The 25,901-nt window shown below is 43.2% G+C and carries 25 protein-coding genes and 2 pseudogenes; 16 read left to right on the plus strand and 11 right to left on the minus strand.

The genetic code is table 11. From position 1 onward, the window contains the following. The 3 genes and pseudogenes from EI161_RS00380 to EI161_RS15060 form a co-directional block, all read left to right on the plus strand. A partial coding sequence (locus EI161_RS00380; RefSeq protein ID WP_192528726.1) for an IS1 family transposase occupies positions 1-140 on the plus strand: 140 nt, incomplete at its 5' end. A gap of 90 nt (positions 141-230) precedes the next feature. Continuing rightward, positions 231-392: pseudogene (locus tag EI161_RS15055) on the plus strand (EamA family transporter); the annotation flags it as partial. Positions 393-398: 6 nt separating this feature from the next. Next, complete coding sequence (locus EI161_RS15060; RefSeq protein ID WP_413038490.1) at positions 399-854, plus strand: DMT family transporter; 456 nt, start codon at positions 399-401, stop codon at positions 852-854. Between the two features lie 219 nt (positions 855-1,073). Here EI161_RS15060 and EI161_RS00390 read toward each other — a convergent pair. The 4 genes and pseudogenes from EI161_RS00390 to fumC all read right to left on the minus strand — a co-directional run. Further along, a pseudogene (locus EI161_RS00390) lies at positions 1,074-1,253 on the minus strand (class II fumarate hydratase); the annotation flags it as partial. Next, a complete protein-coding gene (locus EI161_RS00395) occupies positions 1,231-1,530 on the minus strand; it encodes a HigA family addiction module antitoxin (protein WP_192528727.1) in 300 nt (99 codons plus the stop codon). The gene EI161_RS00395 and the pseudogene EI161_RS00390, both read right to left, overlap by 23 nt. A gap of 301 nt (positions 1,531-1,831) precedes the next feature. Beyond that, positions 1,832-2,110, minus strand: a complete 279-nt coding sequence (locus tag EI161_RS00400; RefSeq protein ID WP_192524368.1) for a type II toxin-antitoxin system RelE/ParE family toxin — start codon at positions 2,108-2,110, stop codon at positions 1,832-1,834. A gap of 292 nt (positions 2,111-2,402) precedes the next feature. Further along, a complete protein-coding gene (fumC, locus tag EI161_RS00405; RefSeq protein ID WP_192528728.1) occupies positions 2,403-3,806 on the minus strand; it encodes a class II fumarate hydratase in 1,404 nt (467 codons plus the stop codon). A gap of 210 nt (positions 3,807-4,016) precedes the next feature. On the opposite strand from fumC, the gene EI161_RS00410 reads away from it, so the two are divergent. The 4 genes from EI161_RS00410 (at position 4,017) to EI161_RS00425 (ending at position 5,696) form a co-directional block, all read left to right on the plus strand. Then, entirely contained in the window at positions 4,017-4,655 is a 639-nt protein-coding gene (locus EI161_RS00410; protein WP_192528729.1) for a 5-formyltetrahydrofolate cyclo-ligase, read from the plus strand. Next, the gene (locus EI161_RS00415) at positions 4,655-4,897 is read left to right on the plus strand and encodes a hypothetical protein (RefSeq protein WP_192528730.1); all 243 of its coding nucleotides are present in this window, start codon (positions 4,655-4,657) and stop codon (positions 4,895-4,897) included. Before EI161_RS00410 ends, EI161_RS00415 begins: the two co-directional genes overlap by 1 nt. A 108-nt stretch (positions 4,898-5,005) precedes the next feature. Continuing rightward, positions 5,006-5,191, plus strand: a complete 186-nt coding sequence (locus tag EI161_RS00420; protein WP_192528731.1) for a type II toxin-antitoxin system HicA family toxin — start codon at positions 5,006-5,008, stop codon at positions 5,189-5,191. 100 nt (positions 5,192-5,291) lie between these two features. Next, positions 5,292-5,696: a type II toxin-antitoxin system HicB family antitoxin gene (locus EI161_RS00425; RefSeq protein ID WP_192528732.1), complete on the plus strand. Its 405-nt coding sequence runs from the start codon at positions 5,292-5,294 to the stop codon at positions 5,694-5,696. Between the two features lie 74 nt (positions 5,697-5,770). On the opposite strand, the gene EI161_RS00430 is transcribed toward EI161_RS00425, so the two are convergent. Further along, positions 5,771-7,132 (minus strand): Na+/H+ antiporter family protein, encoded by a 1,362-nt coding sequence (locus EI161_RS00430; protein ID WP_192528733.1) that lies wholly within the window; start codon positions 7,130-7,132, stop codon positions 5,771-5,773. A 497-nt stretch (positions 7,133-7,629) separates the two neighbouring features. Here EI161_RS00430 and lon point away from each other — a divergent pair, with 497 nt between their 5' ends. The 3 genes from lon to EI161_RS00445 all read left to right on the plus strand — a co-directional run bounded on the left by lon (position 7,630) and on the right by EI161_RS00445 (position 12,457). After that, positions 7,630-10,062 (plus strand): endopeptidase La, encoded by a 2,433-nt coding sequence (gene lon, locus EI161_RS00435; protein ID WP_192528759.1) that lies wholly within the window; start codon positions 7,630-7,632, stop codon positions 10,060-10,062. A 138-nt stretch (positions 10,063-10,200) separates the two neighbouring features. Continuing rightward, positions 10,201-11,250: an META domain-containing protein gene (locus tag EI161_RS00440; protein WP_192528734.1), complete on the plus strand. Its 1,050-nt coding sequence runs from the start codon at positions 10,201-10,203 to the stop codon at positions 11,248-11,250. Positions 11,251-11,302: 52 nt separating this feature from the next. After that, entirely contained in the window at positions 11,303-12,457 is a 1,155-nt protein-coding gene (locus EI161_RS00445; RefSeq protein WP_192528735.1) for an META domain-containing protein, read from the plus strand. A gap of 222 nt (positions 12,458-12,679) precedes the next feature. Here the strand turns inward: EI161_RS00445 and EI161_RS00450 are convergent, their stop codons facing one another. Continuing rightward, positions 12,680-13,102, minus strand: a complete 423-nt coding sequence (locus tag EI161_RS00450; RefSeq protein ID WP_192528736.1) for a hypothetical protein — start codon at positions 13,100-13,102, stop codon at positions 12,680-12,682. A 295-nt stretch (positions 13,103-13,397) separates the two neighbouring features. Between EI161_RS00450 and EI161_RS00455 the strand changes: the two genes are divergently transcribed. Further along, positions 13,398-13,955: a superoxide dismutase family protein gene (locus EI161_RS00455; protein ID WP_192524377.1), complete on the plus strand. Its 558-nt coding sequence runs from the start codon at positions 13,398-13,400 to the stop codon at positions 13,953-13,955. Positions 13,956-14,106: 151 nt separating this feature from the next. On the opposite strand, the gene topA is transcribed toward EI161_RS00455, so the two are convergent. Both topA and EI161_RS00465 read right to left on the minus strand, forming a co-directional pair. Continuing rightward, entirely contained in the window at positions 14,107-16,764 is a 2,658-nt protein-coding gene (gene topA / locus EI161_RS00460; RefSeq protein WP_192528737.1) for a type I DNA topoisomerase, read from the minus strand. A gap of 266 nt (positions 16,765-17,030) precedes the next feature. Then, positions 17,031-17,633: a hypothetical protein gene (locus tag EI161_RS00465; protein WP_192524496.1), complete on the minus strand. Its 603-nt coding sequence runs from the start codon at positions 17,631-17,633 to the stop codon at positions 17,031-17,033. 270 nt (positions 17,634-17,903) lie between these two features. Between EI161_RS00465 and EI161_RS00470 the strand changes: the two genes are divergently transcribed. Next, positions 17,904-18,443: a DUF2799 domain-containing protein gene (locus EI161_RS00470; protein WP_192524497.1), complete on the plus strand. Its 540-nt coding sequence runs from the start codon at positions 17,904-17,906 to the stop codon at positions 18,441-18,443. 366 nt (positions 18,444-18,809) lie between these two features. On the opposite strand, the gene EI161_RS00475 is transcribed toward EI161_RS00470, so the two are convergent. From EI161_RS00475 to EI161_RS00485, 3 genes are all read right to left on the minus strand, one after another. After that, entirely contained in the window at positions 18,810-19,211 is a 402-nt protein-coding gene (locus EI161_RS00475) for an ExbD/TolR family protein (protein ID WP_192524498.1), read from the minus strand. Between the two features lie 118 nt (positions 19,212-19,329). Next, on the minus strand, positions 19,330-20,019 hold the full coding sequence (locus tag EI161_RS00480; protein WP_192528738.1) for a MotA/TolQ/ExbB proton channel family protein: 690 nt from the start codon (positions 20,017-20,019) through the stop codon (positions 19,330-19,332). Positions 20,020-20,103: 84 nt separating this feature from the next. Beyond that, a complete protein-coding gene (locus tag EI161_RS00485; RefSeq protein WP_192528739.1) occupies positions 20,104-21,069 on the minus strand; it encodes an energy transducer TonB in 966 nt (321 codons plus the stop codon). 564 nt (positions 21,070-21,633) lie between these two features. On the opposite strand from EI161_RS00485, the gene EI161_RS00490 reads away from it, so the two are divergent. The 4 genes from EI161_RS00490 to EI161_RS00505 all read left to right on the plus strand — a co-directional run bounded on the left by EI161_RS00490 (position 21,634) and on the right by EI161_RS00505 (position 25,863). Next, positions 21,634-22,686, plus strand: coding sequence for a siderophore ABC transporter substrate-binding protein (locus tag EI161_RS00490; protein ID WP_192528740.1), 1,053 nt, complete (start codon positions 21,634-21,636; stop codon positions 22,684-22,686). A 68-nt stretch (positions 22,687-22,754) separates the two neighbouring features. Beyond that, positions 22,755-23,867, plus strand: a complete 1,113-nt coding sequence (locus EI161_RS00495) for an ABC transporter permease (RefSeq protein WP_192524502.1) — start codon at positions 22,755-22,757, stop codon at positions 23,865-23,867. Between the two features lie 90 nt (positions 23,868-23,957). Then, positions 23,958-25,055, plus strand: a complete 1,098-nt coding sequence (locus EI161_RS00500) for an iron chelate uptake ABC transporter family permease subunit (protein ID WP_192528741.1) — start codon at positions 23,958-23,960, stop codon at positions 25,053-25,055. A 49-nt stretch (positions 25,056-25,104) separates the two neighbouring features. Next, on the plus strand, positions 25,105-25,863 hold the full coding sequence (locus tag EI161_RS00505; protein WP_192524504.1) for an ABC transporter ATP-binding protein: 759 nt from the start codon (positions 25,105-25,107) through the stop codon (positions 25,861-25,863). Positions 25,864-25,901 lie beyond the last annotated feature (38 nt).

A 25,901-nucleotide genomic window follows, 5' to 3' on the forward strand; every position in this document is an offset into this window, starting at 1 on the left:
GTATAGAGGGTAATAACTGTCGCCTTAGACACCGATTAAGACGAGCGGTTAGAAAGACTTGTTGCTTCTCAAAAAAGCTTGATAATCATTTTAAAGTGTTTGATTTGGTGTTCTTTTACATCAATTATGGCTACGTCTGATGCCAGCATACTTTTTAGAACACCACCCATTTTTTATTTCCCAAACGTCTCAAATTACATGTAGTAAGAAATCTATTTCATTTTGCAGGACAATACGGTTGGTTCTTAGGCATAGGGCTACTGCCCTTAGCGACCGTTTTTGCTATTGAATTCACTGTCCCTTTTTGGACGATAATTATATCGTATCTTTTCTTAAAAGAGTCTATAACTGTCAAAAAAGTTGCTGCCGTACTATTAGGTATTCTAGGGGTAATAGTCATCGTACAACCTAATACAGAGGGCGCCAACTATGCGTCACTAATCGTTCTGGGTGCAGCTATTTGCTATGCCTTTTCTCATGTTTCCACAAAATCATTATCTAATAGCGAAAGCCCAATAACCATCATTTTTATGATGTGTCTGCTTCAAGCGCCTTTAGGATTACTTTTATTTATAGAAGGCTGGACAACGCCGTTAGATATTCAGTGGCTATGGCTTATAATTATAGGAGTGACAGCCCTATCAGCACATTATTGTATGACCAAAGCCATGCAACATGCAGAGGTCACATTCGTTGTAACCATGGATATGTTTAGATTACCGCTAATCTCAATCATTGGTGTGCTGTTATATTCTGAAAGTTTTAGCGTGGCCTTAGTCATCGGTATAATACTGATAATGGCTGGTAATTCATTAAATATATACTCTAAGAATACAGATAAAGTAAGACAATAGATAAAGACAGTATTGCCCGATAGCGAACTTAAGTATATTTAATCAGTTTAACGTCCTCTAAGAATCGAAAGAACAAAAAAAAGACCTCGCCACATTAGATGACAAGGTCTTTTATTAAGTCAAAGTATCAACTTTAAAAACTTGAGTTGTAAGGAATACAAGCACTACTAATTTAGGGTTAGCTTATATAACAATGCTAATCAGGTTTTTAGATTGATATTAAGAAGGATGCACCATATCTGCTGGCGTCACCCACTCATCAAACTGTGCTTCAGTTAACAGCTCTAACTCAACCGCTACTTGCTTCAAGGTTTTGTTTTCTTTATAAGCGGTCTTAGCGATTTTCGCTGCCTTTCTCGTAGCCACAATACGGGTATTAAGCATACTCAATAGGCTCAATCTCATCTAAAAAGTGTAAGTCATCAGATTCAACTAGACGTAGCTCATAAGTGGATTGTAGATTTAGCCAGAACTGAGCATTACCACCAAAATACTTGGCTAAGCGCAATGCTGTGTCTGCGGTAACGCCTCGCTTCTCACGTACGATCTCATTAACACGCGCAGGCGTAACGCCCAGCTGGTTTGCAAGCGCAGTGGCGCTCATATCGAGCGGCTCAAGAAAATCTTCTCTTAATACTTCACCAGGATGAATTGGGCGCATACCATTCTTAATCATGAGTTTCTCTCCCTCTCTTATTGTTCAGCTAGATTAAGGGCTGTATAGAATTCAGCTAAGGAACTAACAGAGACTATTTTTTAGGCAATTCGACGCCAAAAATAGTAAGTTTAGTCATTCTAAGCGCGATAGTTTTGGCTATGAAGTGGCAAAAAATAGTCCTGTTCCTTCGGACTGATGCTAAAATCGCCCCAGACGTTGTTGTAAATCTAGCTAAGGTCTCGACATTACCTTCGATTTACGCCTAGTCTGGAATTATTTTAGCGATCAGCAGTCCTAATAGATGAATTCTATACAGCCCCTAATGATAATCGATAATTTCTATATCTGTAGCACCCTGCTCTGTCCAAACAAAGCATAATCTCCATTGAGCATTAATTCGTATACTGTGCTGACCTTCTCTATCGCCATGCAAAGCTTCTAAGCGATTGCCCGGTGGTGCTCTTAAATCTTCAAGCACAGTTGCATTGTCTAACAGTAGTAACTTACGTTCTGCAACATTTTTTATTGCAGACCATCGCTTTGTCTTTCCAGTAGAAAAAAGAGTTTGGGTGTCACTACATTTAAAATTAACGATCATACAAATCTCAACACCTTTATATTTATTATTGGTTTGTAGAAAATTAATATATTTTTATATTGTATATCGATAAGCGATATATATCAATGGTAAAACCTGAATCATAGAAAACCTCATTTTACACACCAATTAGATATTTATACGTTGGCGTTGCTGTATGGGCCGCTCTGGTTTAAGTTATCATAATAGAAAAGACCTTGCCACATTAGATGACAAGGTCTTTTATTAAGTCAAAGTATCAACTTTAAAAGCTTGAGTTATAAGGAATACAAATCAGACTTATAGATTGATATTAAGAAGGATGTACCATATCAGCTGGCGTTACCCACTCATCAAACTGCGCTTCTGTTAATAGCTCTAGCTCAACCGCTACTTGCTTCAAGGTTTTGTTTTCTTTATAAGCAGTCTTAGCGATTTTCGCCGCATTTTCATAACCAACATGACGGTTCAATGCAGTCACTAGCATCAGTGAGTTATGCAAGAAGTCATCGATTTTATCTTTCACTGGCTCGATACCAGCCGCACAATTGTCGTTAAAACTATTGCACGCATCACCAAGTAGCTTGATAGATTGCAATAAGTTAAAGGCGATCACTGGCTTATAGACGTTTAGCTCAAAGTTACCTGACGCGCCAGCCATACTGATAGTGACATCGTTACCCATCACTTGCGCCACAACCATGGTCATCGCTTCTGACTGGGTTGGGTTTACTTTACCTGGCATGATAGAAGAGCCTGGCTCATTTTCAGGAATCGTCAACTCACCCAAACCACAACGAGGACCTGATGCCAACCAACGTACGTCGTTAGCGATTTTATTTAAGCTACCTGCTAGGGTTTTTAAGGCACCAGAAGCAAATACTTCGGCATCACGAGCGGCTAGTGCTTCAAATTTATTCGGTGAGGTCACAAAAGGCAGACCAGACAATGTTGCCAATTGCTCAGCGGCTTTTACCGCATAATCAGGATGGGCGTTTAGACCTGTACCAACTGCCGTTCCACCTAGTGGCAATTCATACAGGCCTTGTAGCGCGTTATCGATACGCGTTAGCGAGTGGTCAAGTTGGCTGACATAACCACTGAACTCTTGACCTAATGTCAAAGGCGTGGCGTCTTGCAGATGCGTACGACCGATTTTAACAATGCTATCAAACTCTTTGGCTTTAGCATCTAGTGTATCGCGCAATGCTTTTACCGCTGGAATCAATAAGCCATTAATTTCACGCGCTGCCGCCACACGAATCGCGGTTGGGAAGCTGTCGTTAGTAGATTGAGCATGGTTGACGTGGTCGTTTGGGTGAATCGGCGTGTAGCTGCCGCGCTCATTACCAGCGATTTCGTTGGCACGATTGGCCAATACTTCGTTCATGTTCATGTTTGACTGGGTGCCAGAACCGGTCTGCCAGACAACCAATGGAAACTGATCCGTTAGACCACCATTGATAATTTCGTCAGCGGCTTGGACGATTAAATCGCGTTTATCACCTTCGATACGCTCAAGGCCAGCATTGGTAATCGCAGCGGCTTTTTTGACCAGTGCCATCGCTTCAATCATCGGTCGCGGCAAGGTTTCACCACCAATCTTGAAGTTCTCGCGGCTACGCTGGGTTTGTGCACCCCAATATGCATCAGCTGGGACTTCCACGTTGCCCATGGTATCTTTTTCGGTACGAGTTGCCTGATTCTGTGTCGACATAACTACCCTCTTCGATGGTTTGTTGATAAATGATTTGTTGATAAATGCTTGAGCATAAAATACAACAGCGGTTACACATAAAGAAAAACACGATATAAAGTGGCGTTATGATAGCATGACTAGGCCGTGTTGAATATTGACAAATAGCCACTACCGCTATCTAAAAGCGCCAGCCACCATCAATTCCCTACGTTACTGGATACTCTACTTATGCATCCTGACATAAATAATACTGAGAAAAATGCATTAAAAACAAGCAATCCGCCAAGACGACATTTTACTCGCCAGCGCCGTCAGTTAAGCGAAAGTGAACGCAGGCAGCTTGCCCATTCTGCCAGCTTGCATTTAATCAAGCTGCAACAGCGCCTGCCAGCCAACGCTCGTATTGGCTTGTATTATGATGGTTTTGGCGAGCTACCGACTCAACCACTACTAGACTGGATAACTCGCTTAAATTATCAGCCGTATCTGCCAGTGGTTGGCTCGCTCGGTCGTAATGATGATAAACGCTTGCGCTTTGTGCCTATTTATCACAACAAATTAATCAACGTCCCGACACGTATCCATAGCTTAGGTATGAAACAAAACCATCATCGCCGGTTGCTATGGGCGGCAGAATTAGATGTCATTATCTGTCCATTGACAGCGGTTGATAGTAATGGCAATCGCATGGGTATGGGTGGTGGGTTTTATGATACGACGCTTGCTAAAAGCTATCAATCAGGGGCAAAAAAGCCGTTAAAAATTGGCTGGTGTTATGATTTTCAAGTGGTGGAACAGTTGGCGCGTCAACCGTGGGATGTGCCATTAGATGGTTTGATTACCCCTAGTGGGATACGGTGGTTTTGATGAAAGATAACTCTAAAAGTAATAGTGACGATAAATCTAGCGCAGATAGCGTTGCCGATTATCTGCAAACGTTAGCTAATAAAGAGGGAGAACGTGAGCAGCTATATTATAGTCAAGAGCAAGAGTTTAATTCTGATGAGTTGGCACGGGTTATCAATGAAACGCGCTTAAATGAGCTATTGGTGCAAAGTGATGAGTTTTTGCGCGGTTTGGGTGTTGAGATTGAGGGTTTTGAAGATTAACGATCTTCTTTAATATTCAATACACACTTCTACACACAGAAATACAGCATTAATTATAAATTATGTGTAATAATACACACATCCAATTAGTATCCTTGAAGAGAATCCATGAAAAGTGGTGAACTAATCAAGTTGCTTAAAGAGGATGGTTGGATAGTTGATAGAGTTAAAGGAAGTCATCATATTTTGAGAAAGGAAGGCGTTGATAGCATTATTTCAATCAGTCACCCTGAAAAAGATGTGTCTCGGCATCAATTGGCTCAAGCAAGACGTATTTCTAGTTTGAAACTTTAAGCAACTCCAACCTTTTAACAAAGGTTGGTTTTTACTCTTCATAAAAACTTTCTCTATCCTATTTAAATTTATTAATAAGATAATATTCATAGGGGGTTATATGTTAAATTATCCCATCGCTATATTCAAAGACGAAGGCATGGACAACTATGCAGCTATTGTTCCTGATATTGACGGCTGTTTCCCTTTAGGAGATACCATCGATGACACAGTGCAAGAAGCGCAGTCCTTAATTTACGATCATATCGAATATATGCTAGATAAAGGAATGAGTTTTGACTTTCATACTAGTGATATAGAAACATTAAGAATGAATGCAGATTTTCAAGATGCTTTGGCTTGGGCTATTGTAAATATTGATGAAAGCAAGTTTTCAACTAAGCAAGTACGCTTTAATGTTAGTTGGCCTGAATATTTATTACAGCGTGTTGACAGTTATGCTGAAAAAAACCACGAAACTCGCTCTGGGTTTTTAGCAAAAGCAGTACAAAAAGCTTTAGTATGAAATTATCGATTTGAAATAAAAAAGCTACCTATTCGGTAGCTTTTTTTATGGAGTATAGTTCTATAAAACACAACCTACAACACCATCGCCGCAATCCAACCAAATACCAATAGTGGAATGTTGTAATGCAAGAATGTCGGTACCACGCTGTCCTTGATATGGTCATGTTGACCGTCAACGTTGAGACCAGAAGTGGGTCCAAGCGTCGAATCTGATGCTGGAGAACCTGCATCACCAAGCGCGCCAGCCGTACCAATAATCGCAACCGTAGCTAGTGGTGAAAAGCCTAACGAGATACATAGCGGCACGTAAATAGCGGCAATAATTGGAATGGTTGAGAACGATGAACCAATACCCATCGTAACGACTAAACCTATGCTTAACATCACTAAAGCAGCAATGGCCTTATTACCCGCAAACAAGTTCGTCGCCCCATCAATCAGCGGTGCGATTTCACCAGTCGCTTTCATCACTTCGGCAAAGCCCTGCGCGGTAATCATAATAAAGCCAATCATCGCCATCAGCTTGATACCGTCATTAAACACCGTATCGGCATCACGCCACTTGACCACGCCCGTCGCCATAAACACCCCAAAACCAAACATCGAGCCAAGCAATAGCGAATCAGTATAAAGCTGCACTACAAAGGCTGTCACAATCGCAGCAATCGCCACCAGTGTTTTAAGCTTACTTTGTGTTTGTGCATCTGCCGCTGTTTTGCTTAATGCATCACCTTCTACGACCGCATCGCGAGCGTCTTTATCAATGGTTAATTGGGCATACTGGCGCGGTTTACGGTAGCTAATAAATATCGCCACTAGCAAACCTACAAACATGCCCAGTGCTGGAATCGCCATCGCTTTGGTGACTGAAATATTTGCCACATCAATGCCCGCTTCGCCGACATTTTTTAGCATGATTTGATTAAGATAAATATCACCAAATCCATAAGGAATAAACATATAAGTGGTGACCAGTCCAAAAGTAATCAGACACGCAATCAGACGTCTATCAATCTGCATCCGGTTAAATGCCAATAGTAAAGGCGGCACTAATAGAGGAATAAAGGCGATATGTATGGGAATTAAATTTTGGCTAAAGCAGCTCATCATAACGAGGCCTGCAAACAGCATATATTTAATCATGCCACTGGTGCCGCCAGCATCAATGCGTTTAATCACTGCACCGGCCAGAGATTGCGGCAAGCCAGAATGCGCAATTGCCACCGCAAAAGCCCCAAGTAACGCATAAGATAAGGCAATTTGTGCCCCATTACGGATGCCTTCTTGAAAGGCATTTAAAGTATCGGTCACACCAAGACCAGCGATGAGTCCACCTGCCAGCGCACCGATTAACAAGCTGAGTACCACGTGTACCCGCGCCAAAGATAGCCCTAGCATGATGACGACTGCCAGTAACACCGCATTGATGGTCATATTTTCGCCCCTTGCTCTCTGTTTTGTGGCCCACTCTCGACCTTTTATTGACCTATTTTTTCGCCGCAGTCTGTTAATCCACACAGCCGTTATACGTGCGTAGCGGTTAAGATGCGCGTCAGTTTACCTGATTTTGTACAGAAATCCCACGCGTAGAACCTAGCAGACATAACCGAACGCGCAAATAAACCCACAATATTACCTTTACTGTTAGCGAATAAGCCTTGCAATTTTGTATAGCAGCACCATTTATCTAAACATGAGACACTAACTTGACTTTACAAGTCTGGTGAACGAGGAAAGAATATATGAGTGAACATAAAATTGCCCAAGACAATATCGACATTGATGTCGACGTTTCATCTAGCGTTGCTGATGATAATGCATTAGAAAAAGAGCTAGATGCAACGTCTGATACTGATAACGTTGACAACACTGAAAAAAATGATAGCGAAAATAGCAGTATTTCAGACGATGATGCTGCAGATGACAATGCTATTAAAGATGACGGCTCTGAAAACTATCTGCCGCTACTAGCGTTGCGAGATGTCGTGGTCTATCCGCACATGCAAATTGCTTTATTTGTCGGTCGTGCACCATCGGTAAAAGCCGTTGAATTGGCACAAGCCGAGTACGGCAATAAAGTATTGGTCGTTGCCCAAAAAGACTCGCTAACCGAAGATATTGATCAAGACAACTTATACCAGTACGGTACGGTCTGCCGTATCGTTAGCACCATGCCGCACGACAGCGATGAAAACTGCATCAAAGTATTGATTGAAGGTCAGTACCGCGCACGTGTTGATAACATCGAAAATCACGACGAGTTGTTAATGGCCAGCTTTGATCGCGCTGACCTCGATGTCAGCATGGACGAAAGCCAGCAGAAAAATACCATTCAAGCCTTAACCACCCTATTTGAAAGCTACGCCGATGCGCGCTTGCGTAATGCTCGTGAGCTAACGCGCGTGGCGCAGCGTATCGATGATTTGCTTGAGTTGGTCTACTTTATCTCAACGCGTGTCTCGATGGACCTTGATGTGAAACAGTCGTTCTTAGAAGAAAACGACATCAAAACCCACATCAATACCTTGACTGAATATTTGGTCAAGCAAAGCGCTGAGCAAAATATCGAACAAGACATCCAAGATGCCGTCCGTCTGCAAATGGAAGACAATCAGCGCGAATACTTCTTAAACGAGAAGATGAAGGCCATTAAAAACGAGCTGTCAGATATGAGTGACGGTGCGTTCGATGGTGAAGATGACGTGGCTGAGCTTGAGCAGCGCTTAGAAGAAGCTGATTTGCCAGAAGATGTGCGCAAAAAAGCCGAGCAAGAATTAAAAAAGCTCAAAATGATGCCGCCTGCCTCATCAGAATCATCAGTGGTGCGTAATTATATTGAGTGGATTTTGGACACGCCGTGGAATGCGACGACCAAAGTTTCTATCAATTTAGACAAAGCCAAAACCGTGTTGGACGAAGATCATTACGGCTTGCAAGATGTGAAAGACCGCATCTTAGAATACCTCGCCGTACAATCACGGGTGAAAAAACTGCGTGGTCCTATTCTTTGCTTAGTCGGCCCTCCTGGTGTCGGTAAAACCTCATTGGGCGAGTCAATTGCTCGGGCTACTGGTCGTAAATTTGTGCGTATGGCGCTGGGTGGCGTCCGTGATGAAGCCGAAATTCGTGGTCATCGCCGTACCTATATCGGCGCAATGCCGGGTAAAATCGTGCAATCATTGGCAAAAGTTGAAGTCAAAAACCCGCTATTCTTACTAGATGAAGTTGATAAGATGGCGCAAGACTTCCGTGGTGATCCTGCGTCAGCGTTGCTTGAAGTGCTAGATCCGTCACAGAACGATACTTTTAACGACCATTATTTAGATATGGACTTAGATTTATCGCAAGTGATGTTCATCTGTACAGCGAACAGTATGGATATTCCACCAGCGCTACTTGACCGTATGGAAGTCATTCGTCTACCGGGTTATACCGAAGAAGAAAAGGTCAATATTGCCCAGAAGTATTTGGTGCCAAAATCGATTAAAAATAACGGTCTCAAAGAAGGCGAGATTGAGATTGTCGAAGCAGCATTACATAGCATCGTGCGTAGCTATACCCGTGAAGCCGGTGTGCGTAACCTTGAGCGCGAAGTCAATAAAATCTGCCGTAAAGTAGTTCGCAATTCAGTTGAAAGTCATGGCGCTCGCGCTCCGAAAAAAGCAGAACGTCAGCTGGTTGTGGTCGATGACAAAAATATCGATGATTATCTAGGCGTGCATCAGTATGACTATGGTCTAGCGGAAGAAGAGCCTGAGATTGGTCGTATTACTGGTCTTGCTTGGACACAAGTCGGTGGTGAGCTACTGACTATTGAAGCGGTGGCAATGAAAGGTAAAGGCGAGCTGAGCTTTACTGGTTCACTCGGCGATGTGATGAAAGAGTCTATTCGCGCTGCTATGAGTGTGGTTCGTGCCCGTGGTGACAGCTTAGGTATCGACTACGAAACCTTTAAAACGACTGATGTCCATGTGCATATGCCAGAAGGTGCGACGCCGAAAGATGGTCCCTCTGCTGGTGGCGCACTGACCACAGCGCTGGTATCTGCTTTGACTGGTATTGCCATTCGTCCAGATATCGCCATGACAGGTGAGATTACCCTGCGTGGTAAAATCCTACGTATCGGCGGACTGAAAGAGAAGCTACTCGCGGCGCATCGCGGCGGCATCAAGCATGTGTTGATTCCAGCGACCAACGAGCGTGACTTGGCTGATATCCCTGATAACGTCAAAGAAGGCTTAACCATTCAGCCAGTCGCGACGATTGATGAGATATTAAAAGTTGCTTTAGTCAGCATGCCAACACCAATTAAGCCTGCAAAAGTCACGGTTGATAAAACCAAAGGCAAAGCGCTACATAATTAATTAAACCGTCAGTAATTTAGCCTTAGCAATTAAAAAGCCGCTTACAGCAATGTAGGCGGCTTTTTTTGGCAAAAATAAACAACAATTTAAGTAAAACCCTATGCTATATTTTAGACAAATGTTTATTTGGTAATAAAAATGAATTTAAATCGATTGGCTACTTTATCATTACTTGTAGGCTCATTATCGTCAGTGGCTTTAGTAGGCTGTCAGTCTACTAAACTGAGCCATTCAAACAAAATTGGTGCCGTTAATTCCGACACAAATAATGAAGACTGGTCAACCTCTATCCAGCAACCTTATCTTCTTCAAACTTTGACTAAGTATGACTGGCAATTAACGCAAGTGACTGGTATGAACAATAAAGGCCAACCTTTCAGGCATAAACCACCATTAATTATGGATATTCGTCCAAGTAGTTTATTATTTAAAGAAGGTTGTCATCGTTACAAATTATTTATTGAGAATGCCTATCCCACGCCATACCCCTACTCAATATCTCACCTTGTGGACTCTACTAATGACTGTGACACACAGAGTAACGTAGCGAGCAAAGGTGCTATCCAACAAAGCCTAGAGACCATATTTTCACCGAGATCAAATTTATACTTTAATTTTGAGCCAGTAACTCTTAAATCTAATTTTTTTATACCAAATTCATCAAAACAACTGGCATTAAATATAAATAATGATATGACACTTATATTTACTGGAATGCGTAAGCCTGAACAAAAAACATCAGGACTGCCCATTACTAATGAGTTAATTGAGCGCTATAGCTGGCGACTGATAAGCGCGGCCGATAATAAAGCTCAACTGATTGAACATTTTAATCAAGCAGAGACCCCTATCATTGGCAGATTTACGACAGAAGAATATCACCGCTTTGCTGGCTACTCTGTGGGCTGCAATGGCGCAGGTGGTCCTTATGCCATAACCAATAATCACAGGCTACTCATTGGTGGTGCGCCCAGTACGATGATGAGCTGCGGCGAGCAGATAGATAAAATAGAATCTGATTTTCGCAAATTAGTATCGTATAGCCAAAGCCAATTATTATTAACCAAAACTGCATCAAATAATGATCACGGCAATACAAATAATGAATTACCCTACAAGCTCATCCAAAAAATGGACTCAGGCGAGACTCTAATTTGGCAAAGTGAGACAAAAGACAGCTCACGATAATATTTAAGACGCTTATACGGATATGAATTTAATATAAAAATGGACAAGCATTATGACTCTTTCCTACCATTTATTAATACCAGCTCGTACGTTTACTTTAATAAGCATGTTTGGCGTGGCAGGCTTAGTCGGCTGTCAAACCATAGACGATAGCACCTTTATACCGATAACCGCTAAAGCGCCAAAACCAATAGATACCGATGAAAGAATCATCACGTTTCCACAAAGTGATGAGAATGAATACATAAGCTCTTGGAAATTGCCTGAACTACCCGTTGAAAGTCTCAATCGCTTTGATTGGAAGCTGGTGCGCTGGATAGATAATCAAGATGTGGTCACTCATGTTGATTCTGATGTTTATGCTGGGGGCGACGCTGTGCCGCCATTAATACTGGATGTGCGACCTAGTAATCTGGTGTTTAAATACGACTGTCAGCGTTATAGCCTGCATCATGACGGTTATCATAATTACACTTATAGCTCCTATGGCGTAACAACGACCACGCCAGAATCTTGCTTAATAAACGATACGCAAGCGGCTAGCGATATCTCGGATTATTTAACCCAACTATTCCCCAAATATGGCCGAGGTCGTTTTAACCTTAAAATTATCCCAACACCAAAACAGCAATCCTCAAAACAGCGATTATCACCTCTAAATAAACCAATCTCAAAAAAGCCAATTCCTTATGAGTTGGCATTAAATGCCCAAGATAAACAGTTTATTTTTGCAGCTATCCCAAAGAAATTGCAACCAACTACTGGTCTGCCGATTAGTTATGAGCTGTTAAAAACTTACCAATGGCGACTTGTTAGCGCGGTCGATAGTGATAATAAAGCCATTATTGAGATTAGTCGTCCAGGCTTTCCCGTCAGCGCCTATTTTGGTTATCCCGTATACAATGAGGAGCATCAAGTGGGGTTTGGCTCTGATTGTAATGGCGTTGGTGGACCATACATTTTGACTGCTGATAACATGCTATTAATCGGCTCAGGGGCACAATCGATGATGGGCTGTGGTCCGAAACGTGAAGCTGCCGAAGATAAAATTCGTGAGCTTGAACAGTTAAGCAAAAGCCAATTAACCTTACAACGGCTCCCAAATACCAATACTGATAATCCAAGCCTGCCCTATTATCTACTCACCCAAAAGCTCGATACAGGTGAAATATTGATTTGGAAAAATCAAAAGACGGTCACTCGTTAATCTAGAATCACCACAAAAAAAGCCAAGCATCAAACGCTTGGCTTTTTTTATTTTGAATATTTCTGATGATAGATATAGTCTATTTACTTTAAAACCGATACAGTACCGCTGGGATGTATTTTGCGCAGCCTATGTCAGCGTAGACACAGCACGCTAGTGAAATTTATACCAGTAGCACGATAGTTTTAAAGTCTCAATGTTATTTCGAACTGACTATAGTGCTTACTTAATCGTCACCGTCATATAATATGGCTTTGGCGTATTACCTTCGCGGGCTTGATTGCGTGGTTGTAACACACGAATGGTATGCTCGCCTGTCTTATCCAATGCCACCGTCTCAGTACTAATATCTGGCGAATTGGTGCCATAAAGTACAGGATATAAGTCGTTGCTACCGACGATTGTCGCGCTTACTTTTTGACCTTTTTTGGCATAAAACTGATATTCACAGAATTTATCGCCTTTAATAGCACCGGCACGATTGACATCATAGCTGCCCTTTGCCATGCGCAGCTCTTTGACACCGCAATCGGCATTATAGTGCAAATCGCCTGTTTGTGATGCGGCTTGCGCCGTCATGGTACCCGCGCTCATCATACCTAAAACTAATACTGTGCTTCCTGCTAATTTAGTCAATGTACTCATATAAAACCTCACATAAATTATTATTAAAATTCTAATTATAGAAACTGATATCTCTTACCACTGCTATTTTGCATTACCGCTCACCGATTCATCGTTTTATTTCGTCATCTTATCTTATCATCGCGTTATGTTAACTTAAGCAAATGTTAAGCTCATCTAATTATATGTTTTATATAGGACTTACATATATTAACGCTTTGTTGCGCTTTTAATGAATATCTAGCGATACAGCTTAGCTATACTAGTGGCGAGATTAAGAAAACTCGTTAAATTCTAAATACAAATGGAGATAATAATGAATAAGACAATGCTTGCAAGTGCTTTATTATGTGGTTCAGCGTTAGCAATGACTGGCTGTCAGACAGTAGAGGGCCAAATGCAAACGGGCAATCCACTTAACCAACCCACATTAAAATCAACCATTAATGCGGTCGATGGCAAAAAAAGTGAAGTGGGTCAAGTTTTTCTACGTCCAGTTGATGGCGGTGTACAAGTTTACGGTAAGCTCATGAATTTGCAGCCGGGTAAGACTGTATCACTACATATCCATGAAACGGGCAGCTGCGATGCTATGGGTAAAGCGGCAGGTGGTCATTTCAACCCAGACAACAATCCTCATTCTAACCCAGATGACATGGATGGCCATGCTGGTGATCTGCCTAACCTAACCGCCAACGACGATGGCGTGGCTACGATCAACTATGTGAATAAAAAAATCTCTGCCGCTGAAGGTGGTAAATATAGTGTCAACCGCCTAGCCTTTATCGTTCATGGCGGCGTTGATGACTATACCAGCCAGCCAGCAGGTGATTCAGGCGATCGCGTCGCTTGTGGTATCATTAAAAAAAGCTAATAACGTTTAAGTTTAATACTATTAATTAGTTACACAAGTAGCTAGCCACACAAAAAAACCTCTTAGAGTCTAAGAGGTTTTTTTGTGGCTTAAAGCAATGTTTATCGTATAAACAACAAACCTTTAATAGAAAGTCTAAAGGTAAAGGAGTTTACGACTCTTCTACCCACTCGCCTTTACGCCAATACACTCCCCAACGCGATGCTTTACCGTTCTTTTCAGAGCCGATATATTGCTCTTTTTTCTTCCGTGACCAACGCAGTATTGTTGGATTACCATCAGGGTCTTCATCTGGGCCTTCAAACAAATACTGGAATTTATCTTCCATTTTATCTTTAATCTGTCTCAGCTCAGCCAACTTTGGTGCCCGTGTTTCGCGTACTTTTGGAAACTTAGACGCCGCTAAGAACATGCCTGCGGCCCCTTCACGCAAGATAAAGTAATCATCGTGCTTGGTCGATTTTAGCTCTGGCATATGGATTGGATCCATACGCGGCGGCGCTGCTTCACCCGTTTTGAGCACTTTACGTGTGTTGTCACATTTCTGACAAGCGAAGTACGGTCCAAAACGTCCAGTCTTTAGCTCCATCTGCCCATCACACTTATTACAATCGATGGTTGGGGCATCTGAGCCTGGGACTTCAAACTTACCTTCTTCTAAAATGTAGCCATCGCAATCAGGATTATTACCACAAACATGTAGCTTGAGGCCGCCATCGACGATATAACCATTCATTGCCGTACCACATTTCGGGCAGCGTTTTTTCTCCATCAAGTCTCTGACTTCGGCCGCATCATCATCGCCTTCGGCGTCGTCAAGATTGGCAAACGCTTCGACTGGCATTAAGTTTTTGGTACCTTTACAGCGCTCCTTCGGTGGTAAGTTATAACCGGTACAGCCCAAGAATACACCCGTTGAACCAGTACGCAGCTGCATCGGACGATCACAAAGATCGCAATGTACGTCTGGGACATCGGTTGGGTCATTGGGGCGCATGCCGTCTTTTTCTTTAGCGCGATCGAGGGTAGTTTTAAAATCACCGTAGAAGTTATCGAGGACATCTTTCCAGTCCGTATCGCCTTCAGCGACATGGTCAAGCTTATCCTCAAGCGCGGCGGTAAAGGTATAATCCATCAAGTCTGGAAAGCTTGCCGTCAGTCTATCGGTGACGATATCGCCCATTTTTTCAGCAAATAAGCGCTTGTTTTCAAGCTTCACATAACCACGGTCTTGAATAGTCGAGATAATAGATGCATAGGTCGATGGACGACCGATACCTTTTTTCTCAAGCTCTTTGACCAAGCTTGCCTCGGTATAGCGCGGTGGCGGCTTGGTAAAGTGTTGGCTCGGATCTAGCTTATCAAGCGTTAACTTATCGCCTTTTTTGACGTCAGGTAATAAAGTATCGTCGGTCTTAGCGGGTGGCATAACCTTAGTAAAGCCATCAAACACCAGGGTACGACCGCGGGCTTTTAGCTCAACGTCATTGGCACTGACGAATAGATTCACTGACAGGTATTTAGCTGGCAGCATCTGACAAGCAACAAACTGACGCCAAATCAGCTCATACAAACGTATCGCGTCACGCTCAACCCCTTTCAACTGGGTTGACTTCATATTGACGTTAGAAGGACGAACCGCCTCATGCGCCTCTTGTGCGCCTTGCTTGTTGCCGTAGAAGTTTGGTTTTTCTGGCACATATTTTTCGCCGTAGCTGTCTTCGATATAACCACGTACCGCAGCTAACGCATCACCGGACAAAAAGGTAGAGTCGGTACGCATATAAGTAATATGACCCGCTTCGTACAATCGCTGGGCTAAAATCATGGTCTTTTTAACAGAAAATCCCAACCGTGTGCTGGCGGCTTGTTGCAGAGTCGAGGTAATAAAAGGCGCACTTGGACGAGATTGCGTTGGTTTCTCTTCACGCTCTTTAACGATAAAGTCATTTGTGTTAAGAACTTCTAGGACTTTATCGGTCTGTTCTTTATTGACCAGCTTAAGCGTTTTGCCGCCTTGTTTAGTGGCTTCTAAACGAATCGCGATTTGCTCAGCGTCCTTTTTGCTACTGGCAACGTGAGTATCCGCATGAATCTGCCAGTATTCTTCGGGGATAAAGGCACGAATCTCATGTTCTCTTTCTACGACCAAGCGCATGGCAACCGATTGCACACGCCCCGCAGATAGACCACGAGCGACTTTTTGCCATAGCAGCGGCGATACCATAAAACCAACCACACGGTCTAAAAAGCGCCTTGCCTGCTGGGCATTGACGCGATCAATATCGAGTTTGGAGGGCTGCTTAAAGGCGTTTTGAATGGCAGATTTGGTAATCTCGTTAAAGACCACGCGCTCATATTTACTGTCCGCGCCGCCAATCACTTCTTTGAGATGCCAAGCAATAGCTTCCCCTTCTCTATCCATATCCGTTGCGAGATAGATTTTGTCAGCGTCTTTGGCTAAGGCTTTGAGCTCTTTGATGACCTTGGTTTTATTTGGCAATACTTCATAGACTGCCGCCCAATTATGTTCAGGGTCGACGCCCATACGCCGTACCAATGCTTGCTGGGTTTTTTCTTCTTTGGTCAGACTCTCATCTTTTTTGGTTGCTGCTGGTTTTTTGGCGCTCTTGCTCGCACCAACGGGTAAATCTCGAACATGACCGATACTTGAACGGACAACGAAATCATCACCAAGGTATTTATTAATCGTTTTTGCCTTGGCGGGTGATTCTACAATCACTAAAGACTTGCCTTTTGGATTGCCAGCAGCGGATGCTGGTTTTTTTTTGGTTGTAGTTTTTGCCATGTGTGACGACACCATAATAAGTAAATTAAAGTAAGGATACATTCGGCAGCACGGCAATTTATAGTAATTAGCTATAATTGCTCAGCGAATTATTGTAGTGGTAGCTGCCGATAAAAAGCGGTTATAAAACAAGCAATAACTATAAGACAAAAAATCAGTTATAAAGACGTTACACTGCTAAGCGTTAAACTGTCAACTGCAAATGACTGAGAGTATGCCAAAAGTACTTGCATATTACACATTAATGGAGATTAAAAAACAATTTACTAGCTCTTGGGCTTTTTATGCACCTCTATAGCCCATTGCTCAAGCTTTTCTTTTAACGCCAATAAATCTTCTTCAATCAGTTTCTTCTGATAAGTAGGATTGGTTGACGGACGTACATAAGCGATATCTTCCCAATAAATGACGATGCTATTTGCCTTGGTCCATAGGCCTTTGACAAACGGCTCGATACTAACTGGCAAATCCAATGGCATTTTATCCAAACTAAAATCAATCTTTTTTACAGCCGTATTGCTATTGTTTTGACTAGGCCGAGTGATACTTGGGATAGTGAGTTTGACGTCGTCTCTCTTGGTATCGATAAAACTTCTGTCTGGTCGCCACTGCCCATCGATCACTTGATAGCGCGTATGCGGCAACTTCGTATCTTCTAGCACCAAGCAGTACTGGCCCATCATCCCGCGACCATATTCATTGTCCTTCCCCTTAACCCAATCAGGACAGGTGACGAGTTTTGGGTTCAACTGCAACCGACGCGCGGTCATGCGCAGCTTATCCAAACGCTGATCAATACCGCTAGGTTTGAGCGCCATCATACTCCCTAATACGAATAGTACAATGATAACGCCAATCAATGTTCCCATGATGGTCTGGCCTTTTAACTAAATGAAGGGGTGGCGAATAGACGACGAGTATACCGTTACTTATAATGAGCACGAACCATTAAAAATCAAGCAGCAAAATCTCACAACCACTGGATAGCCAGTTGAACGGCTCATAACGACATGCCTATTTATAGTGGCAGATCAAACACTTAGCTCAATTAGACATAGTCACAATAACAAGATACAAAAAGTCGTGCGCCTAAAAAGGTGCTATGATAAACCATAACTTTAGACGCGCGCAGGTTTATTATGAATAATATTATTAAGCGAAACTCATCGGCCGCTAATTTTGCTAATAAACTGGCCAATAAAGCCACGAGTAAATCCAGCATTGCTCTATCACTAATGGGTGCGGCTTTATTTACCTTATCAGGCTGTGCAACCACCCAAAGCCTAACGCCGCAGCAATGTCAAAGCAGTAACTGGCAAGAAGTGGGCTATGCCGACGGTATCCGTGGTCGCTCAGGCGCGTATTTCGGTCAGTATGCTAATCAATGTGCCAGCGTAGTCGGCGCTACGCCAAACCGTATTCAATGGGAGCAAGGCCGACAGCAAGGGCTAAAAAACTATTGTACCGAGCTCAATGCTTATAAGCTCGGCCGTGAAGGTTATGATTGGCAGCCTGTTTGTCCTCTCGAAGGTATTGAGAAGCTAGAAGAAGCTTATTCGCAAGGACGCTACTATTATATTCGTCAGCGCGACCTTGACTATCTACGCTCGCCTTATCCATTTGGTTATGGCCCTGGACGTTTCGGTTACGGCCATCGCCCACTTGGCTATGGTTGGTAATGGTTACCTATAATCAGCTCAAAACAGAAGTAGTACGGTTCAATTAACGTGTTATTAAAATAGCTCCAACATATACAAGCCGTATTACGGCTCGATGTCTTTAAAGGTTAAGACTACATTAAAATAAAGGAAACCTCACAAGGTTGCCCATGTGAGGCTGGAGAAAGTTTATTATTTTAATGATTCTTCTTATTGTGTTGGCTATTTTTCTATTAATAGGCTTGCTGGTTTTAGCGGTAAGTTTAATCATATAAAGCAGTTATAAAAGGTATAAATATCAACATATAAATGCCACGAGTTAGCCGATACCTTTTATGTATCTTATGTATCACAAATAGGTATCACAAAAATGCTTTATTAACAAAGCTATTCATTAACAAAGGATATTTTGGTCAATCCGGCGTGACTGGCTGCTGCCAATACTTGCGCGACCGTATCGTACTTGCCTTCTTTATCCGCACTCAATTGTACTGAAGGGTCTTTGTTTTCAGCGCTTTGCTGTTGTAGACGCTGCTCTAACTCCTCCATACTAATCGGATCACTGTCCCAAAATATTCCTGCGTCTTTATCAATGCTAATTTGAATGGCTTCTGGTGGCGGCTCATTTACCTCGGCACTGGTCTTTGGCAGGTTTAATGGTACCGTTGGATTCAACACAGTCGCCGTCAATAAAAATATAATCATCAATACCAGCATGATATCGATAAGCGGAATGAGGTTCATCTCACTCATGCTTTGACTGTCATCATCACCCAATTGAAATGCCATAATTACTCTCAATACGTTTCGTTATAATCATTGCCGTTAGTGCGTTTTAACCGGCCTCAGAGGCGCCTTTTTGGATTTCAAAACATTATTAATAAATAACATTCTCAATAAACAGCGCTTATAGCTGCGATGTTGCTGATTTATTATAATGTTCTGACGCTTGAGCAGTTTGTCTATCTGAGTTTATCGTTGTCGCTGATTGAGCTTGGGTAGCCGTAGTACCGTGCTGCATTGATAGTTGCTGTGCGGCGGCAAGCTCGGTTGATTGCGCCAATAAATCATGCGCTCTGTCATTGGCGTGGTACATCACACGGCGATTGATACGTACGGCAAGGTTATAAAACACCACCGCTGGAATCGCCACTGCAATACCAAGACCTGTCATAATCAGCGCCTCACCAACCGGCCCTGCCACTTGTCCCAAGCCTGCTTGTCCCGTCGTGCCAATATTATGCAGCGCATGAAAGATACCCCACACCGTCCCAAATAGACCAATAAATGGCGCAATCGCCGCGGTCGTGCCGAGAATTGGTAGTCCGCGCTCACTGGCAAAGCGATAGCGACCGATATGTTTGAGTAAAGTCTGCTCTATCACCAAACGACGTGTCGCTGTATCCGACTCTATTAACTCTGCTTGTTTAGCCTGAATTTTCTGGCTCAAGTCATCGGCGACATTGGCAGCCAATTTACGGCTTTGTAGTATCCGTATGATACCGGTTACCCAAGAGAAAATAGATAAGGCGAGTAGCAAAAAGAACAGGGTTCTGGTCACCATATCGCTATATTGCCAGTAGGTTGTAAAGTCCATATCAGACTCCTTAATGTGATGTTTTATGACTTGTCATTTATGGTTTGCAACAGTAGCGCAATTCAGTTATTTATTGTCATATCTTTATGGAACGGGATAATCGATTGGCAGTGTGACATTACCGACAACTGGCACACCATTTTCTGTAAAGGGTTTAAATTTACCAGAGCGTACTTGACGTTTTGCTTCTGTATCCAAGCCCGTGTTTCCAGACGATTGAGCAACACGTACACTATCGATACCGCCTTGTTTATTCACTCTCAATATCAGCACAACTTTGAGCATATCACCTGAACGTGCTCTACGAGCCGCACGACTAGGAAAGCTAAAGTTGGGGGCAGAAGCCCAGTTAGCAGCGCTGGCCGTAAAGTTAACAGGCTGATTACTCACGGCAGCGGCAGCTTTAGCCTCCGCATCAGCTTTTGCTTGAGCAGCGACTTCTTCGGCTTGTTTTGCCGCAGCGGCTTTTTTAGCAGCCTCTTTCGCAGCTTTAGCATTGGCGTCAACTAATGCTTGCGCCTCTCTAGCTGCTTTAGCATCAGCAGCTGCTTGCGCTTCTCGTTCTGCTTGCGCCGCCTTTTCAGCTTGCGCTGCTTTTTCTGCCTGCGCGGCTATGATACGGCGGCGTTCATCAGCAGTTTCCTTATCAAGATTAGGCTGTTTTTTCTCTGGTGGCTCGTTTTCTACTTTCTTTTCTGTAGGTTTTTTCTGCGGTGGTTTCTCGTTCTGAACCGTTGGTTTCTTCTCTTTTACCACTGGCTTCTCTTGCTTAACAACTACAGGTTTTGGTTTTGGCTTAGGCTCTGATTTTGGCTGTGGTTTACTTTTTGGCACTACTTCTACCTCAGCATCCACACTCTCGGCAGGTTCAGTAGGTAACGTCACCATCTCTATCTCGATAGGTGGCGTGTCTTTTTCTGGCTCGACTTTTATCTCAGCCGGTTTTATCGCCACCAATGCTACTGCCGTGAGCACGTGTAGCGTCACCACTATGATAATAGCAATGAGTATTGACCTAAGTGGTGGCGCGTCTAAATCCGTTGAACTCATAACAGCCTAACTTTTATTTTAACCGGAGTAGAATGGCGTAGATGATAATGCAAACGATAATTATTATCAATAATAAATTTACAATAATTTCTTTACTTAACAAAATATTTACAGCTCTATTGTAAGGTCATTCACCTTCAGGTTTAACAAACCTTTATTATATAGCTGATTCACCTTAAAACCGATACGAGTGCTACTGGATTAAAATTTTCGTAGCCCCTGTCACGTTTACGAACAGCAAGCAAGAAAAATTGATAACCGTAGTACGTGGTTACCAACGTCTCGATTTTATATAGAACTGCCTATATATAATTGAAGTATATTAGCAAACCATTCAGCTATCGTTAATAAAAACCATTATCATCTGTATTGATAATAAGTCTCAATTACTTTATCATAAGCATATTAATTTTTAAGCGCTCTAATCCTTAAGCGTAAAAACAGCAATAAAAAACAAGAAGTCTTAAGGTATTACTATCGAGTAGTATCTAGCGCGCACAATCACGCTAAACAAGCTCTTTTTATTTTTCACATTCTCCAAACCTACGATATACCGAGTCATTTATGTCTATTAATTCATTATCTAGCCGTTCTTCTACCCCTCTTTTTAAACGTCCCTTATTGGCTGTCATGGTGACGGCACTGTTTACCACCATCGGTATAGCAGGCTGTAGCTCGCCTGATTCGAGCGATGCGGAGCCAACAGAAACTAAGGCTGAAAACCAAACGGCTGATTCTGCCTCAAATGTTGACAATAATGATGCTGTTTCTGCTGAAAAAATCTCAGTCGATACGGTAAAAGGCAAGGTCGATCTACCAATGAACCCCTCGCCGTTGGTGGTTTATGACATGACCTTGTTACAAGATTTAGCAGCGCTTGATGTGGCGGTTGATGGTATGCCGAGCGGGCTACATCTAGATAACTTACATTCTGAAGTACAGCCTGAGCCCAAAGAAGTCGGTACCGTATTTGAGCCCAATCTTGAAGACTTAAATGCGATGCAGCCGCAAGCGATCTTGGTCGGCTCGCGTATGGCAGAAAAATATAATGAGCTATCCAGTATCGCACCGACGTTGGATATGAGTATTGATACCGCGAATATTTATGAATCAAGTAAACAGCGTTTGCATGATTTGGGCGCTTTGTTTGGTAAGAGCGATCAGGCGGCTAAGCTGCAAGGTAATATCGACGGTCTCATCGATGAGACTAAAACCTTAACCAAGGATAAAGGCAAAGGCCTAGTCGTCATGGTTAATGGTAATAAACTTTCTACTTATAACGTTAAATCGCGCTACGGCTTTATCCATACTGTACTGGATATACCCATTGCAGACGAGTCAATATCGGATGCGCGCCACGGTCAGCCAGTGTCTTTTGAATACTTACAAAAAACCAATCCAGACTGGTTGTTTGTCGTTGATCGCAGCGCAGCGATTGGTGAAGATAGCGCTGGTGCTAAAGCAGTATTGGACAACCCATTGGTCGCGCAAACCACTGCATGGAGTAAAGATCAAGTGGTTTACTTGAGCCCAGACTCTTACCTAGCATTCGGTGGCTATTATCAGTGGATGCAAGATTTGACGACCATTAAAGACGCATTCGCTAGCGCAAAATAAACGCTATAACCATGCAAGCCATTGTTGTTAATCGATGATTAGCACCTCATTTTAAGCCAGTATAAGTTATGTCGTTATTTTCACATCGTGCTCATACCCACGCTAAACCCCACGCTAAAACCAGTGCTTCGTTGCCAATCGCTTCACCGCACTGGCAAAAAAGCACTAGTAAAGGTTTGAGTACCAACCCTCGACGTGCCGCTATACCGCCATGGTTAATAAACACCGGTAGCCTCATTATTATGGGGTTTTTGGTGTTATTAAGCCTATCAATCGGTGTGGCGGATTTTTCATGGTCAGGTATCCTACAAAGCCTCATCAGTCATAGCGCCAACTCGGATAGCTCGTTAATGTTGGTCAGCCGACTACCGCGTACCATTGCCATTATCTTAACCGGTATCGCGATGGCAGTAGCGGGGATGATTATTCAGGTGGTGTTAAAAAACCGTTTCGTTGAGCCATCGATGGTTGGTGCCACCCAAAGTGCGGCGCTAGGGCTGTTGGTGGTCAGCTTGCTGTTTCCAGCCAGTGCGCTTATCGTCAAAATGGGCGTGGCAACCGTCGCCGCTGTATTTGGCATGATGTTATTTATGCTGCTGATTCACCGCATCCCGCCTACTGACTTTTTGATGATTCCACTGATTGGCATTGTCTTTGGCGGTATCATCGAGGCGGTGACGACGTTTATCGCCTATCAAACTGAGTCGTTACAAATGCTAAGTGTATGGCAATTTGGTGACTTCTCTGGCGTATTAGCTGGTCGTTATGAGCTACTGTGGCTGACAGGTGGGCTGTGTGTGTTGGCTTATATCATCGCCGACAAACTGACCATCGTTGGTTTGGGCGATAATATCGCGCTCAATTTGGGCATTAGTAAACGCCAAGTCACATGGCTTGGCGTTGGGATGGTGGCGATGATGAGTGCCGTTGTCGTGGTAACGGTGGGCATGATTCCATTTATTGGTTTGGTCGTGCCCAATATCGTCAGTCGATTGATGGGTGATAAATTACGTCGTAGCTTGCCCGCAGTTGCGCTATTAGGTGCCTCAGCTGTCCTGCTCTGCGATATTATTGGTCGCTCTATTCGCTATCCGTTTGAAGTACCTGTGGCGACGGTCTTTGGTGTGGTCGGTACCGTGCTGTTTTTATGGCTATTATTACGTGCGCCTGCCGAGCAATAAAAACAGTCACTCAACCCTGTTATCAGTTATCTACCCTCTTCACTTATCTCTCTTTTTTACCAGATAAGCTTGGCACTATAGGATTCGCGCATGTTTTCACCCTTTACGCCTAGCGCTGCAAAAAATAGTAGCTCAGAGAATAGTTATTCAAAAAGTAATAGCTCGAGAAACAGTACTCAAAAAAATAATAATGACACCTCTTCTTCTGAACAGAGTCGTCTAGCGCAATTTTGGACATTCATCGTCAATCACCCAAAATCGATTGCGGCCATTGTGCTGCTGATCTCGATGGTTCTGTTTTTAACCCTCAACGTCAACGGTCATTGGGATTTTGCGTTACCGCTACGAGGCAAAAAATTACTGGCGCTGATGGTGGTTGGCTATGCTATCGGGGTATCGACGCTACTGTTTCAGACCTTGACCCACAATCCTATTTTGACGCCATCACTGTTGGGCTTTGATTCGTTATATGTGCTGCTGCAAAGTTTATTGGTGTTCTTTTTGGGCGCGATCAGCTTTACCAGTATCAATCCGATTGCCAAATTCTCGCTTGAAATATTCTTAATGTTTGGCGCATCATTGCTATTATTTCGGTTGCTATTCTCCAAGAGCAGTCAGGATTTGACGCGGCTGATATTGGTCGGCGTTATTTTTGGCGTGCTGTTTCGTAGTTTATCGGCATTGATTGCACGATTGATTAACCCCGATGACTTTGTGGTGGTGCAATCTGCCAGCTATGCGCAATTTAATACCGTCAATCCACAGTTGCTTGGTATCAGTCTATTTATTTGTGTCATCAGTGGGCTATTTATCTGGCGCTGGCGCTATCAGTGCGATGTGTTGATGCTCGGTAAGCCCCAAGCGATTAACCTCGGTATCCATTATCAACGCCTGGCATTTGGGCTATTAACCATCATTGCGGTATTAGTCGCTACGGCGACAGCATTGGTCGGTCCAGTAACCTTTTTTGGTTTATTAGTCTGCGCTTTAACCAATCGCATTGCTCGCCATATGTATCATAGCGAACGACTGATACTGGTCAGCTTGGTGGCCATGATTTGCTTGGTATTGGGTCAGACCGTATTTGAGCAAGTATTGGGCATGGCGGGCGTACTGTCAGTGGTGATTGAATTGGCGGGCGGCTTGGTATTTTTAATATTGATTTTTATAAGCCAACGTCGCCAGTAATACCAGTCCAAAAAACTGATCAAAATTTATCTAAAAACAAGAAGCCCCTATGATTAAATTGGATAACATCTCGTACCATATTGGCAAACAACAAATCTTACATGACATCACTTTATCGTTACCAAGTGCCCAAATTATCGCCTTAATTGGTCCCAATGGCGCGGGAAAATCCACTCTATTTTCGGTGATGGCACGCCTGCAGCCGCTTCAATCTGGGCAGGTGCGTTTCGCTGAGCACGATATTGTCAGCTGTCATGCGCGAACCTTGTCCAAGACTGTCGCCATGCTTGGACAAGACAACCAAGTACAAGGACGGCTACGTGTACACGAGCTGCTGATGTTTGGTCGCTATCCCTACCACCAAGGACAGCCAACCGCGCACGATCAACAAAAAGTGCAGGAAATTATAGAACGTTTTGAGCTTGAGCCTTTGGCTGAGCGCTTTTTGTCGACGTTATCGGGTGGACAGCGACAACGGGTATTGATTGCGATGATTGTTTGCCAAGATACGCCGTATTTACTGCTCGATGAGCCGCTAAATAATCTGGATATGTACCATGCTGGGCGCCTAATGCGTGAGCTGCGTGAGTTGAGCCATGGTCAAAATAAAACCGTGGTGATTGTCTTGCACGATATCAATCAAGCGGCGCAATTCGCCGACACCGTGGTGACGATGAAAGAAGGTCGCGTGCTAGCCACAGGAGCGCCTGTGGATGTACTCACACAAGAAACAATGAAAGTGTTATATAACGTCGATGTGACTGTTTTAAATCATCAAGGTCGTCCAGTGATTGTCGATACAGTATAAGTATAGAATCTAGCTATATAGAGTCTAACCATAAAAAA

The organism is Psychrobacter sp. FME5, assembly GCF_014861375.1.
In the GTDB taxonomy this organism is placed as follows: domain Bacteria; phylum Pseudomonadota; class Gammaproteobacteria; order Pseudomonadales; family Moraxellaceae; genus Psychrobacter.

What these genes read in the sequence shown, in the direction of transcription:
- EI161_RS00430 (WP_192528733.1), bottom strand. Translation starts at nt 7,132, where the DNA reads ATGACCATCAATGCGGTGTTACTGGCAGTCGTCATCATGCTAGGGCTA.
- EI161_RS00505 (WP_192524504.1), top strand. Translation starts at nt 25,105, where the DNA reads ATGATTAAATTGGATAACATCTCGTACCATATTGGCAAACAACAAATC.
- EI161_RS00495 (WP_192524502.1), top strand. Translation starts at nt 22,755, where the DNA reads ATGTCGTTATTTTCACATCGTGCTCATACCCACGCTAAACCCCACGCT.
- EI161_RS00500 (WP_192528741.1), top strand. Translation starts at nt 23,958, where the DNA reads ATGTTTTCACCCTTTACGCCTAGCGCTGCAAAAAATAGTAGCTCAGAG.
- EI161_RS00400 (WP_192524368.1), bottom strand. Translation starts at nt 2,110, where the DNA reads ATGATCGTTAATTTTAAATGTAGTGACACCCAAACTCTTTTTTCTACT.
- EI161_RS00425 (WP_192528732.1), top strand. Translation starts at nt 5,292, where the DNA reads ATGTTAAATTATCCCATCGCTATATTCAAAGACGAAGGCATGGACAAC.
- EI161_RS00450 (WP_192528736.1), bottom strand. Translation starts at nt 13,102, where the DNA reads ATGAGTACATTGACTAAATTAGCAGGAAGCACAGTATTAGTTTTAGGT.
- EI161_RS00465 (WP_192524496.1), bottom strand. Translation starts at nt 17,633, where the DNA reads ATGGGAACATTGATTGGCGTTATCATTGTACTATTCGTATTAGGGAGT.
- EI161_RS00420 (WP_192528731.1), top strand. Translation starts at nt 5,006, where the DNA reads ATGAAAAGTGGTGAACTAATCAAGTTGCTTAAAGAGGATGGTTGGATA.
- EI161_RS00440 (WP_192528734.1), top strand. Translation starts at nt 10,201, where the DNA reads ATGAATTTAAATCGATTGGCTACTTTATCATTACTTGTAGGCTCATTA.
- EI161_RS00395 (WP_192528727.1), bottom strand. Translation starts at nt 1,530, where the DNA reads ATGATTAAGAATGGTATGCGCCCAATTCATCCTGGTGAAGTATTAAGA.
- EI161_RS00475 (WP_192524498.1), bottom strand. Translation starts at nt 19,211, where the DNA reads ATGGCATTTCAATTGGGTGATGATGACAGTCAAAGCATGAGTGAGATG.
- EI161_RS00480 (WP_192528738.1), bottom strand. Translation starts at nt 20,019, where the DNA reads ATGGACTTTACAACCTACTGGCAATATAGCGATATGGTGACCAGAACC.
- topA (WP_192528737.1), bottom strand. Translation starts at nt 16,764, where the DNA reads ATGGCAAAAACTACAACCAAAAAAAAACCAGCATCCGCTGCTGGCAAT.
- EI161_RS00410 (WP_192528729.1), top strand. Translation starts at nt 4,017, where the DNA reads ATGCATCCTGACATAAATAATACTGAGAAAAATGCATTAAAAACAAGC.
- EI161_RS00490 (WP_192528740.1), top strand. Translation starts at nt 21,634, where the DNA reads ATGTCTATTAATTCATTATCTAGCCGTTCTTCTACCCCTCTTTTTAAA.
- EI161_RS00470 (WP_192524497.1), top strand. Translation starts at nt 17,904, where the DNA reads ATGAATAATATTATTAAGCGAAACTCATCGGCCGCTAATTTTGCTAAT.
- EI161_RS00415 (WP_192528730.1), top strand. Translation starts at nt 4,655, where the DNA reads ATGAAAGATAACTCTAAAAGTAATAGTGACGATAAATCTAGCGCAGAT.
- EI161_RS00455 (WP_192524377.1), top strand. Translation starts at nt 13,398, where the DNA reads ATGAATAAGACAATGCTTGCAAGTGCTTTATTATGTGGTTCAGCGTTA.
- EI161_RS00485 (WP_192528739.1), bottom strand. Translation starts at nt 21,069, where the DNA reads ATGAGTTCAACGGATTTAGACGCGCCACCACTTAGGTCAATACTCATT.
- fumC (WP_192528728.1), bottom strand. Translation starts at nt 3,806, where the DNA reads ATGTCGACACAGAATCAGGCAACTCGTACCGAAAAAGATACCATGGGC.
- EI161_RS00445 (WP_192528735.1), top strand. Translation starts at nt 11,303, where the DNA reads ATGACTCTTTCCTACCATTTATTAATACCAGCTCGTACGTTTACTTTA.